Origin of the sequence: Mycoplasmopsis gallopavonis, from assembly GCF_900660635.1 — a bacterium.
GTDB classification, from domain to species: domain Bacteria; phylum Bacillota_I; class Bacilli_A; order Mycoplasmatales; family Metamycoplasmataceae; genus Mycoplasmopsis; species Mycoplasmopsis gallopavonis.
On sequence record NZ_LR215031.1, the window covers coordinates 295289 to 308656 of the forward strand.

General features: G+C 27.4%; 10 protein-coding genes. 5 read left to right on the plus strand and 5 right to left on the minus strand.

Translation table 4 applies throughout. The features are described from left to right. Positions 1-19: 19 nt before the first annotated feature. On the minus strand, positions 20-973 hold the full coding sequence (locus tag EXC53_RS01085) for a LacI family DNA-binding transcriptional regulator (RefSeq protein ID WP_119572319.1): 954 nt from the start codon (positions 971-973) through the stop codon (positions 20-22). Positions 974-1085: 112 nt separating this feature from the next. Here EXC53_RS01085 and EXC53_RS01090 point away from each other — a divergent pair, with 112 nt between their 5' ends. Continuing rightward, positions 1086-2300 (plus strand): IS3 family transposase, encoded by a 1215-nt coding sequence (locus tag EXC53_RS01090; protein ID WP_129724567.1) that lies wholly within the window; start codon positions 1086-1088, stop codon positions 2298-2300. Between the two features lie 154 nt (positions 2301-2454). Here the strand turns inward: EXC53_RS01090 and lepA are convergent, their stop codons facing one another. The 3 genes from lepA to EXC53_RS01105 form a co-directional block, all read right to left on the minus strand. Continuing rightward, the gene (gene lepA, locus EXC53_RS01095; RefSeq protein WP_119572301.1) at positions 2455-4263 is read right to left on the minus strand and encodes a translation elongation factor 4; all 1809 of its coding nucleotides are present in this window, start codon (positions 4261-4263) and stop codon (positions 2455-2457) included. A gap of 121 nt (positions 4264-4384) precedes the next feature. After that, entirely contained in the window at positions 4385-5119 is a 735-nt protein-coding gene (locus EXC53_RS01100) for an MAG0110 family membrane protein (RefSeq protein WP_119572302.1), read from the minus strand. A gap of 12 nt (positions 5120-5131) precedes the next feature. Continuing rightward, positions 5132-5602: a hypothetical protein gene (locus EXC53_RS01105; protein ID WP_119572303.1), complete on the minus strand. Its 471-nt coding sequence runs from the start codon at positions 5600-5602 to the stop codon at positions 5132-5134. Positions 5603-6513: 911 nt separating this feature from the next. Here EXC53_RS01105 and EXC53_RS01110 point away from each other — a divergent pair. Continuing rightward, positions 6514-7728, plus strand: coding sequence for an IS3 family transposase (locus EXC53_RS01110; protein ID WP_129724513.1), 1215 nt, complete (start codon positions 6514-6516; stop codon positions 7726-7728). A gap of 16 nt (positions 7729-7744) precedes the next feature. Here the strand turns inward: EXC53_RS01110 and EXC53_RS01115 are convergent, their stop codons facing one another. Next, complete coding sequence (locus EXC53_RS01115) at positions 7745-8149, minus strand: hypothetical protein (RefSeq protein ID WP_129724569.1); 405 nt, start codon at positions 8147-8149, stop codon at positions 7745-7747. A 75-nt stretch (positions 8150-8224) separates the two neighbouring features. On the opposite strand from EXC53_RS01115, the gene EXC53_RS01120 reads away from it, so the two are divergent. The 3 genes from EXC53_RS01120 to EXC53_RS01130 all read left to right on the plus strand — a co-directional run bounded on the left by EXC53_RS01120 (position 8225) and on the right by EXC53_RS01130 (position 13344). Further along, a complete protein-coding gene (locus EXC53_RS01120) occupies positions 8225-8980 on the plus strand; it encodes a hypothetical protein (RefSeq protein WP_129724572.1) in 756 nt (251 codons plus the stop codon). A gap of 29 nt (positions 8981-9009) precedes the next feature. Next, positions 9010-9990: an aspartate--ammonia ligase gene (locus tag EXC53_RS01125; protein ID WP_129724574.1), complete on the plus strand. Its 981-nt coding sequence runs from the start codon at positions 9010-9012 to the stop codon at positions 9988-9990. A 120-nt stretch (positions 9991-10110) separates the two neighbouring features. Beyond that, complete coding sequence (locus EXC53_RS01130) at positions 10111-13344, plus strand: hypothetical protein (RefSeq protein WP_129724576.1); 3234 nt, start codon at positions 10111-10113, stop codon at positions 13342-13344. Positions 13345-13368: the final 24 nt, after the last annotated feature.

Here is a 13368-nt window from a genome sequence, read left to right on the forward strand (position 1 = left end):
ATATAAAAAAATCAAGTTATTAAATAACTTGAAGTCTAATAAATTTAGTTTGTGGTTGTTCATCACCACTTTCACTAACACAAAGCATTCTTTCTATTTCGTATCCTATTTTAGCGTAGTCAACAAAAATTTTGGCTTTGTAATTATTGATGTTATCATAAATTGATGTGTATCCAATGTCTGTTAAACGTAAACCTCTAGTTCCTACGACTGCAAGCGAAATAAATGCTTCATGTGTAGAACAAATAATATTTGAGAATCCTTGTTTTTTTGTATATTTATCAAATTCTACAATGTCTTTTTGTTGTTTTCTTTGTGGAATTGAATATTCTTCGTATTCAATTTTAAGCTCTTCACAAGCTTTTTCAAAACCACGGAAACGATCTTGTTTTTGTCCCATTGTCAATTTTTCATCTGCTAAAAAGAGCATTTTTTGGTTATCTTTTACAAGTTTTTCATGGAATTTTTTTGTTAATTGATAGAATGCATTTGTTTCATCTGGTTTAATTCAACTAAGTCCGCTTACTTGATGTCCATAAATGATGAAGTTTACATCTTCAACTGATTTAAGAAAATCAAAAAGCTGTTTATCATATTGAGGAACAAAAATAACAACTGATGTTGGCCTTCAAGAAAGAATATAACGAACTGTTGCGATATATTCTTCTGTTGTAATCCCTGTGTATGAAGTGTTAACTCTTTTTCCGTTTTTCTTGGCCGCAACGATAATTCCGTTAACAATATGTGAATAAGCTGCTTCTCCTCAGATTGGCATAATTACAAAAATTGAGTGATCTTTTCCTCTAATTAAACGTGCTCCATGATTGGGAAAATATTGATATTGTTTAACAACTGAATCAATCTTATCTTTTGTTTTTTTAGAAACATATCCTTTATTATAGTATCTGCTAATTGTAGAAATTGAAACCCCTGCTAATTCAGAGATATCTTTATAAGAGATTTGTTTTTTCATATGCTTATTATATATGAAATATGGAAATTTTCCACAAATTATTTTTGAGATTATTTATAAAAAAATAGACACCTATCGTAAACTAGGACAATAAAAATTAACATTCCTTCGAATGTTAATTTTTTATATTTTTAAAGGAGAAAAAATGGGAAAACATTTTACAGAAGAACAAGAAAAAGAAATTTATAATACATTTTTTCAATTAGGTAAAAAGGATGCGATTGAACTGATGTATAAATATGGTGCAAAAGCAAAAGATAAATATGTGAAAGCGAGATTACGAAGAATATTAAAACATTATAATTTTAATATGAATAAAAAACCAAGAAAGCCTGGAACCGGTAGGTCAAGAAAAGCGAAAGAACAAGATATAAATTGAAACATTTTTACACGAGAAGATTTAATTGAAATTGCAAAAAGATATAGAGAAATTACAAAAGATAAATTTAAAACAGAAAAAGTTCAAGAGGCATCACATATTAATATGGCTTCGTATAAACTTGCTATTTTGTTGTATCTTTGTAGACAAACAATATCCAAACATAAAAGAAATAATTTTGCTCCTAGAATTAAATCCAGAAAAATAAAGTACCAAGACTTGATTATTGATTCATTTAAACAAAATAGATCTAAATATGGTAGACAAAAATTAAAATATTTTATCTTAAAGCACTATAAAATAGACATAAACGAAAGAACTCTAGGAAGATATATGAATGCCTTAGGTTTATTTTGCAATGTCAGAAAAAGAAAAAAACTAAAAGAATCAAAGAACACATCTATCATAAAAGAAAACATTGTTAATAGAGATTATAATGATGTATATAACAGAAATATATACGCTACTGATGTAACATATCTTCCAGCGACAAAAGATGCAATAAACAATAATGTTTATCTTTCAGTAGTAATTAAACATAAAACTAAAGAAATAATTAGTTTTTCTCTTTCCAAATTTAATGATTCAAAATTAATTTACAAAACATTTGAAAATGTTGATTTTGAAAAAAGTTTTATACTACATTCAGATCATTGCTCAACTTATACATCTGATGATTTTTCTCGTTTTATTCAAAATAAAGGTGGAATAATTTCGCTTTCAAAAGTAGGAAATAGTTTAGATAATAGAGTTGTGGAATATTGATTTTCAAATTTAAAAACTGAATTAATTAGAGATTTAAATATCAAAGCTATGACTTTGAATGAACTAGAAAAAGTGATATCTAATTATGTTCATTGATACAATAAATTTAGAATTCAATCATGTCTGAATTGAAAAACCCCATACGAATATAGTATGGGGCTATCCAATTTAATAAATTGTTAATTTTTTCTGTCCTAGTTTACCTAATCGTGTCTACTAATCATCATGCGAAAGGCGGGTTATATCGCAAGCAGTGATAACTTATAGTTATCTCATCCTTGTTTTTCAACAAGCATTGCTTATATTATAGCATGAATTTTTCATATACTTAGATTTTTTATCCTTTTGTTTCTATATTTGTTTTTAAAATAGATAAGAATGCTTCTTGTGGAACTTCAATTGTTCCTAATTTTTTCATTCTTTTCTTACCTTCTTTTTGTTTTTTAAGTAATTTTTGTCTTCTTGTAACATCTCCACCATAAAGTTTGGCAGTAACATCTTTACGATAAGCTTTGATTGTTTCTCTGGCGATTATTTTACCACCAATTGTTGCTTGAACCGGTACTTCAAAGTTTTGTCTTGGAATTGCTTCTTTGAGTTTTTTACAAAGTTCTCTTGAAGATTCATAAGCCTTATCACGGTGTGTAATAATAGAAAAAGCATCAACTTTATCACCATTTAGTAAAATATCAACTTTTACTAAATCGCTTTCACGATATCCAATTCATTCATACTCAAATGAAGCATATCCTTTTGTACTAGATTTTAAACGATCGAAGAAATCAAAAATTGTTTCTGCAAGAGGTAATTCATAAACAACTTTTGAACGCTTTTCATCAATCATGTCAAGTGATTTGTAAGTTCCACGTTTGTTTTGACAAAGCTCCATAACATTTCCAATATATTCATTTGGAATAAAAATGCTAGCTTCAACATAAGGTTCTTCGATTTTTTCAATAAATGTTCGATCAGGTAATAAAGTTGGGTTAGAAATTTTTTCAATATCTCCATTAGTCATGTGTACTAAATATTCAACAGATGGTGCTGTCGCAATAATCCCAACTTTATATTCACGGTCTAATCTTTCTTGCAAAATCTCCATATGAAGGAGTCCTAAAAAACCAACTCTAAAACCAAAACCTAAAGCTTTAGAAGTTTCTTGTTCTCATGTAATTGAAGAATCACTTAAAGAAATTTTTTCAAGACTTTCTTTTAAAAGAGAATAATCTTTAGTATCAATTGGGTAAAAACCTGTAAAGACAACAGGTTTCATTTTTTTATAACCTGCAAGTGGTGTATCTGTTGGATTATTTGCGAGGGTAATTGTATCTCCAACATTAACTTCTTTGGCGTCACGAATTGCAGCTGAGACTCAACCAACTTCACCGGCTTCAAGATGATCCTTTTTAGTTTCGTGTGGATTTCTAACCCCTAGATCAATTACATGATAATCTTGTTCTTCTTTGTTTCTTGACATGAAAATAAATTTATCACCAGGTTTTAATTTACCTTCAAAAATTCTTACAAGCATAACAACACCACGATATGGATCAAAGTAACTATCAAAAATAAGTGCTTTAAGTGGTTTATCATCATTTGCGTTTTTAGGTTCTGGAATGTATTTAATAATTGCATCTAAAAGTTCATTAACACCTTGTCCTGTTTTAGCACTTACTAAAACTGCATTTTCAGCAGAAATACCAATTACTTCTTCAATTTCACGCTTTACTTCTTCAACATTAGCACTTGGTAAATCAATTTTGTTAATAACCGGAATAATTTCGAGGTTATTTTCAATTGCAAGATAAACATTAGCTAATGTCTGAGCTTCAATTCCTTGTGTAGCATCTACAAGCAAAAGAGCCCCTTCACTAGCTGCGAGTGAACGAGAAACTTCGTAAGTAAAGTCCACGTGTCCTGGTGTATCGATTAAATGGAATGTATAGTCCTTGTATTTAAGTTGCACAGCATTAAGTTTGATTGTGATTCCTCTTTCTTGTTCAAGTTCCATCGAATCAAGAAATTGATCTTTTAAATCACGTTGTGCAACAGTTCCTGTATATTCTAAAATCCGGTCAGCAAGTGTGCTTTTTCCGTGATCAATATGAGCAATAATTGAAAAGTTTTTAATTTTATCTTTATTCATGTTTTAAATTATATAAAAATTATGATTTTAATTTTTTGATAATCGAAAAAACTACTTTTTTAGACAATAAATTGAAATTTATATAAAAAAATTGAAACAATTTTGTTTCAATTTTAAGTTTTTATTTTTTACCAAATATTCTAATTAAGTAATATGCAATTTCCATATAAAGAACATAACATTTTGTTCCTCAGTAAATCCCTTCTTTAATTACTTCTTTTGAACTTTCAAATTGCATTGCGTCAGCTTTCTTTTTAATTATTCAAAAGTTCAAAATAGAAGAAAGAACTAAAATACCAAGTGAAATTGAGCAAATTAATCGATCCATTGTAGCGTTGTAGATAAAGAAAGAAGCGATTAAAAGCCCAATTAATGGAAGGCATAAAATTATTGCGAAAACACTAATTGCTTGAATTTTAACTAATTCAAAATAACCTAAAATTCCTGCAATCGCCATAATTAAAGCAGGTGCAGCAAGTAAAGCGAGTAATTTTCAACTATTTGAAAGGTCATAGATTTCGATTAATGAACTAAATGCTGTTGCGAAAAAGATCATAATAAAAATAAGAGCGATTAATTGGATTCAAATTGGTCTTTTTTTAGTATTAACAACAATTAATGAAATTATTCCTAAAATTAAAAATGTAATAAGAAGTCCGATTTGTACTTCGATCGGTAAAAGTGAAGGAGTGCTTGCGGTTCAATTAAAAATTTTGGTAAATGCAAAAGTTAGTGCAAAAGTAATTAGAAGAGCAATTGCAAATGTTCCGACAATTAAACCGTAAAATTTATTTTTTTGAGAACTTATTTGAATTGTATATTCTGGTGTATATTGTGTTTCTTGATTTTCAAACATATTTTTCCTTTCTTATTTTTTATTTGTTCATACTATTTCTATATTATAAGTTTTTTGTTTATTTAAATTACTATTATTTGTCGTAACTTGACCAACAAAAACAATTTGATTAGTATCTAAATTCACACTTTTAATTTCGTTGATTTGAAGATTTTGTAAAAAGGCCTTACTTGAGATGGTGAAATTAAAGTCAGCAATTGTTAAATCATTTAAGTTTAAATTGGTTAAAGTTGCTTTTTCGTTTTTGAGTTTTACTTCAATAAAGTTTTTTACAAGTAAATTATTAATGACACTTTGGAGATAATTTTGATATAGTTCTGGTTGCTGAGATGTCACTAATAAAGGTGCCTGATTTTGACGAATTGCAATAATATCTTGGACAACATTTTTTCCGTTAATAATTCCTTTAACAGCACCAGAACCAAAATCGGTTAAAACTCACTTATTAAATCAAAGACCATTGTAATTATTTTTCTCATCCATACTTAAAGCATGATAAGTCGTTAATTCCTCAGAGGAAATTTGACTTTCAAGAGCTCTTACGATGTTAGCTTTCGGTAGAATATATTCGCTTGTTTCACCAGTGATTAAATCTTGAAAAGCAAATGGAATATGAGCTCCAACTTCGTTGTCAACAAACGAACTAAATTTATTTGCTCCAGGGTGACCCTTATAATAAATGTTGTAAGTATCAGAATAATGTTTTGCAATAGTTCCGATTAAATCACGATCTGATTCAGAACCACCTAAAATTATTAAACTTTCTTTGTGATTGTTGTTTGTGTCGCCATTAACCTTATCACGTTCTTTTTCCCAATCAAGACCAACAATTGTAGATCAGTAAGAAATTAATCTTTTGTTATTTTTATCACGTGTTGTAAAAATTGCATCCTTAATTTCTTCGCCAGAATTAGTAAAATAACCAAAAAGTCTATCACTTCTTAAACCACGAGATTTAAGCTCGCTAACATCAGATTGGTTTGTAAAAAAGATATTATAATCTTCATAAAAATTAATTGTTAAATATTGTGAATAACGATCATAAGTTGTAAACGGAGTTTCTCATGTTTTAGTTTTTGCATTATAGTGGTATTCATCTGTACTGATTTTATCTAATCAATCACTAACTAGAAGGGAACTAATGACATTTGAATCTTCAAGACCATTTACAATTACATTTTTTAAAGTTGAAAGTTCTTCAATATACCTAATATCTTTGGTTACATGATCTGAGTTGATTCAAACGAAAATTTTCTTATTAGGATTTTCACGTGCAATTGTTTTGATTTTTTTAATTGCAGTACCTTCTGAGATAGAATTTAAATTAGTTACACTTGATTTGGGATTGTTTGCTCAAACTTAAACTAGGACAATAAAAATTAACATTCCTTCGAATGTTAATTTTTTATATTTTTAAAGGAGAAAAAATGGGAAAACATTTTACAGAAGAACAAGAAAAAGAAATTTATAATACATTTTTTCAATTAGGTAAAAAGGATGCGATTGAACTGATGTATAAATATGGTGCAAAAGCAAAAGATAAATATGTGAAAGCGAGATTACGAAGAATATTAAAACATTATAATTTTAATATGAATAAAAAACCAAGAAAGCCTGGAACCGGTAGGTCAAGAAAAGCGAAAGAACAAGATATAAATTGAGACATTTTTACACGAGAAGATTTAATTGAAATTGCAAAAAGATATAGAGAAATTACAAAAGATAAATTTAAAACAGAAAAAGTTCAAGAGGCATCACATATTAATATGGCTTCGTATAAACTTGCTATTTTGTTGTATCTTTGTAGACAAACAATATCCAAACATAAAAGAAATAATTTTGCTCCTAGAATTAAATCCAGAAAAATAAAGTACCAAGACTTGATTATTGATTCATTTAAACAAAATAGATCTAAATATGGTAGACAAAAATTAAAATATTTTATCTTAAAGCACTATAAAATAGACATAAACGAAAGAACTCTGGGAAGATATATGAATGCCTTAGGTTTATTTTGCAATGTCAGAAAAAGAAAAAAACTAAAAGAAGTAAAGAATACATCTGTCATAAAAGAAAACATTGTTAATAGAGATTATAATGATGTATATAACAGAAATATATATGCTACTGATGTAACATATCTTCCAGCGACAAAAGATGCAATAAACAATAATGTTTATCTTTCAGTAGTAATTAAACATAAAACTAAAGAAATAATTAGTTTTTCTCTTTCTAAATTTAATGATTCCAAATTAATTTACAAAACATTTGAAAATGTTGATTTTGAAAAAAGTTTTATATTACATTCAGATCATTGCTCAACTTATACATCTGATGATTTTTCTCGTTTTATTCAAAATAAAGGTGGAATAATTTCACTTTCAAAAGTAGGAAATAGTTTAGATAATAGAGTTGTGGAATATTGATTTTCAAATTTAAAAACTGAATTAATTAGAGATTTAAATATCAAAGCTATGACTTTGAGTGAACTAGAAAAAGTGATATCTAATTATGTTCATTGATACAATAAATTTAGAATTCAATCATGTTTGAATTGAAAAACCCCATACGAATATAGTATGGGGCTATCCAATTTGATAAATTGTTAATTTTTTCTGTCCTAGTTTAAACTTGATTATTTTTTACTATCTTTTTATCATTTTGAATAAAATGACGATAAGCATCTTCGTTAAAATTGCTCTGAATTGCAATTTTACTTGTTCATAAAAAATGAGTTTCTGTGTTAGCTAACATTGACATTCTAATCATATTGTAAAAAGTTTGCACGCCAAAAGTAGAAAAATAAATGTTAATATCCGCTTGATCTTGAAGTTGTAAAACATTTTGATAATTTTGTAAAACTTGATCATTATCAAAATCAATAACTTTATTATTGATTTCTTCTTGTTTATAGTGAGCAATTTTTGTATCATAAATTCCAGAGGGAACAAAAAAGACGCTCATTCCACTTATTGTTGTAGCACCGATTAATAATGACGATCATAAAATTCATTTACTTGTTTTTTTCATTTTGATTTTCCTTACTTGTTTTTTGAATAAAATTCATTAAAACAATATTAGTTTATATTTTATAATATTTCTATTATGTTATTAAAATTCACTGATAATTTAAACAAAAATTTTCTCAATATTTTATCTTATTTGAGAAAAATGCTTGGTGCACAATTTAGTTTATTATTTTTAGTTGTAGCTTCAATTTGTGTTCCACTGGCTCTTTATTTTACAATTTTTGATTTTCAAATTGGATTTGTAAATCAAGAATATTATTTAAAAATAGTTCTTTATAGTGTAATTGGTTTTTTATGTTTAATAACTTCAATTCTTTTTTTAATTAATTGTTTGATGTTAAGAGAATTAATCACTAAAATTCAAGTGTTTAATCCGGTTTTTATTATGAATTTTCGCTTGCTTTTAATTCCAATTTATGGACTATGAATTTTTCGCAAAAATTTACTTGTTTTTGCTAGTGAGAATTTATTTACGAAGTTACATTTTGAATTAATTGTTCTTGCAGATAAAGTTCGCAAACAAATTAGTTATCCGTTTGTCCTTGGCATAACTTTTTGAGCAATCTTTTTAATTCTTTTAGGAATTGGTTTAACTTTTCATTTTCAAGGTGCAGTTCTAACAAACTTGCACAAACTTCTTTTAAAACTATCTGTTATTATTTGCTCTCTAATCTTTTTTGCGGTTTTAGTTTTAACAATTTTTAGAGCTAAATGTAATTCGATTCATTATAAGATTTTTTTAAGTGAAAATTATAATGTTAAAGCAAGTTCTAAAACTATTTGAAATCCATACAAAGTAGAAAAATGATACGAATACATTATTAATTTATAATATTAAAAATAATTAAACAAGGAGATTTTATGTATATTCCAAAATTAAGTGTTCGCCAAACACAAAGTGCGATTCAAGATTTAAAAAAAATTTTTCATGAGGAACTTAAGAAAAACCTCAACCTTACTCGTGCAACAGCTCCACTTTTTGTTTCAAAAGAGTCAGGTTTAAATGACGGTTTAAACGGAGAAGAGCCTGTTTGATTTTTACCAAGAGATTCAAAAGAGCGTCTTGAAGTTGTTCATTCACTCGCTAAATGAAAGCGTTATGCTTTACAAAAATATCATTTTGCACCTTATGAGGGTCTTTATACAGATATGAATGCAATTAGAAGAGAAGAAATACTTGATAACTTACACTCTTATTATGTTGATCAATGAGATTGAGAAAAGGTGATTTTAAGAAAAGATCGTAATTTAGATTTTTTAAAACAAACAGTAAATCAAATTTATGAAGCTTTAAAAGCTACTAAATTAAAATTACAAAAATTATTCCCAACTTTAACTGATCAGTTAGCTAATGAAGTTTATTTTATTAGCTCACAAGAACTTGAAGATTTATATCCAAATTTAAGCATTCAAGATCGTGAAACTCAATTAGCAAAAGAAAAAGGAGCAATTTTTGTTTACCAAATAGGATACCCCTTAAAATCAAAATTAATTCATAGTAAACGTGCTTTCGACTATGATGATTGAGATTTAAATGGTGATTTAATTGTCTATTCACATGTTCTTCAAAGTGCTATTGAGCTTTCTTCAATGGGGATTAGAGTAGATCAAGAGAGTATTGTCAAACAAAGTGGTTTAAGTGCTGAGGAAGTAAAAAAACTTTCACCTTATCATAAAGCTGTTGTTGAAGAAAACTTACCATTAACAATTGGTGGTGGAATTGGTCAATCAAGAGTAAGTATGTTTTTATTAGAAAAAGCACATATTGGCGAAGTACAAGCGAGTTATTGACCAGAAGAGTACCGTGAAAAAGTTGCTAAAGAAGGAATTGAACTTCTTTAAGAAATTTTGCAAAAAATTACCAAAATGAAGCTACTTTTTGAGTAGCTTTTTATTGAATTTTTTATTTTTTGTAATAAAATAAGTGTAAAGAAAAACAATAAACAAAGAAAGATTAAATCAATGAAAACAAAATTAAGCACTAAGTCTTTGTATGTTTTAGCGGGTGTTGTTGGAGCTTCAGTTTTGGTTGCTACAACAGCAGCTGGTATTGTCTATAATGTCAAAGATCGGCAAAACGATAAAAATACAAAGAATATTTATGAATTTGTTTACTATAAATATGATTCAAATAAAAACAAAAAAATAGTTGCTGAGCCTTATTCATATGAAACTAAGAGCTTAGCAAGTGAAACAAAATTAAGCGAACTTGCAAAAAGTCATGTTCCTAATAATTTTGAATTTGAAAGTTATCAAATTGATTCAAATCAGGATGGTATTTATTTAATTAGTGTTTTAGTAAGACAACTTCAAAAAAATCTTAATATTGTCATTGTTAATAACGATGATAATTCATTATTAAAATCTCATGTTCTTGTTATTCCTTTTGAACAAGATCAATTACAAATTGATCAACTTCAAATTCCAAGTGGATATCATCTAAAAAACAAAGCGATCAACCAAATCCATTTAGAACCAAACCAAGAAGAACTGCAAGTTGATGTTGTACCAGATACAAAAGAAATTCGTTTAAGATATTTTGTACATCATGATCAAAATAATGAACTACTTCCTGGTAAGGAATTAGTATTAAGTGTTCCGTATGAAACGGAAACTTTAGATCTTTATTCAAATCCTCAATATTTACCAAATAATTATCTTTTAGCAAATGATCAAGCACAAGTTATTAATTTACAAAAAGTTAATGATGTTGTTTTGGTCGAAAAAGCAGTTCGTAAAAGTGCTACTTTGAGTTTTTATTTAGATAATTCAAAAATTGAAGAAAAAATTGTTTCAATTCCAAATGAACAGGAAACAATTGATTTAACCGCTTTTATCCCAGAAGGTTATAAGCTAGCACAGGGTCAAGAAAATATAGTTGATTATTCATCAGAATTAAGAATTAATTTATCTAAAATAACAAAGTTAGTCACTTTTGAATTTATGCTTGAAAACAACACCAAAGTTGGTTCATATCAAGCAAACTTTTTACCAGAAACAACCACTGTTAATTTAGATTTAAGACAAATTCCACATGATTTTGTTTTAGTTGAAAATATTCAAGAATTTGCAATTAATGATGTAATTCGGGTAACTGTACGACCAAAATATAAATACTTTACTTTAGTTTTTGAAGTTAATAAGCAAAAAGTAGAAGAGAAAATGAATTTAAAAATTGATTTTCTAGCTAATAAAATTGACTTAACTCAATATTTACCAATAGGAATGAAATTAGCAAACAATCAAGAAACTATGGTTGAGTATCAACCGGGCGTTGTTGTTCAGGTTGTTTATATTAAGAAAGATTCACAAGTTATTTATTATGATATAGATTCACAAAAAGTGGTTTCTACAATTAGTAAAAAAGTAGAATATAATGTTAATCAAATTGATGTTCAAAGTGAATTACCAAATGGATATTTTTTAGCTCCTGGACAAAAAGAAGTTGTTGATTTTGCAAATCAAATTCGTGTTAATATTACTAAAAATAACCCAGGTAGCTCAGAAAATGTCAACGAAGAACCTATTACTAATCACGAATCCAACTCAGAAGTAGTAGAAAGTGAAAATTTACATGCTTTTAGTTTAATTAAAGACAATTACTCTCTCTTTGATATGCGTAATTTAAATGATCGCTTCCATAATCTTGAAAACAAAATTACTGATATCGATCATTTAAACAATACAGAATTAAGTTCTTTGAATCAAGAGCTTAATTCTTTTCTTATTACTCTTGAAGAACAAATTAAATCAAATTGAACTAATAAACAAGAAGAAATTAAACAGTTAATTAATAATTTTGCTTCTCAAAATTATTATATGGATGATTTTTCTGCATTATTGGAAACTTTAAATTCTAGTTTCGAAACCCAAAATTCAAAAACAAATCTTGTTAGGTTTTATGTTTTAAATAACTTGAAATTTCAAGATCTAAAACAACAAATAATAGAATTTAAAAATCAAGTCGATAGTTTTGATTTAAGTTCAGGGGATGTGCGTCAGGGTGGAAGATATAATATTTTTGTAAATTTAAATTATCCACGTCCAACAGGTGCTGAATATATCATCGGTACTAACTCAAAAGTGCAAGTTCAATTAACTTTTCAAGATAAAAATAATAGTCAAGCTATTTTCAATTTGAAGCATCTTAAAAAATATTTAAGTGAAAATAAACTGAAATTACAAGCTAAATTTGGAGTTCGTACTTCCAAATTTTATGAGATTGCCTTAGACCAAATTGATTTTGCTTCAAATTCTATTTTTTTAAATTATAGTTCCACAACAAATGAAGAATGAATTTTAAAATTCAATTTACAAAACATTAATCACTCAACAATTAGTTACAATACCTATGATAAAAAAGATCAATCTTTCAATATTTTTGTACGTAGTGGAAATAATCCAGATCAAACACCAAATCGAAGTGAAGTTACCCCTAATTCATTAGCTGATTATTGACTTTTTCCAAGCACTTATAAAATTCAATTCCGTGAAAAATTAGAAACAGAGGGAGCAAACGAAGCTACTTTAAGAAAATTAAATTCTTATATTCAAGAGAATGGAAAAACTAGTTGAAATACAAAAATTTCAAATGGTCAAGCTTTTTCATATCAAGATGCTCTTTGAATTGCTTTCTTAAATTTCTTTAAGCAGGCTAATTTTGCAAATAATGATTTTACATTGGAAGAAAATCAAACTCTTTTTACCAAACCATTTGACACCAACGGATCATTTAGTTTTCAATTTAGTGCTATCGCAAATCAAGCTAAAGCTATCGGTAGCTTAAATTACTTTGGTGGTTCTTTCTTTGAAGTTGCATTTTTATCTTCACATTTAGCTAGCTATAAATTGCAATCCCAAGATCGTTTAAAAATAATTTTTAGTTTAAACAATCAAGGTGATTCTTGAAAACAAGGTTATAAAGCAAATGCTTTACCTGTTTTAATTAATAATAGTAATGGTAATTTAACACCACTTCGCTTTTTAGGATTTAATGGAAAATACCCATTTTTAGCAAATATTTATGGGAATTTCACTTTACAAGTTTTTGTTAATGATTCTAAAATTTATGAATTATCATCAAACCAAGCGAATAATACCCATGTCTTTCCGATTTTTGTTTTAAATAAAAATCAAACAGACGGCCAAGGAGTAATAGATGTTTACACATCAGGTACTCGCAGTGCTATTGGTTAGAAAAAACTCATACTTAATAAGTAT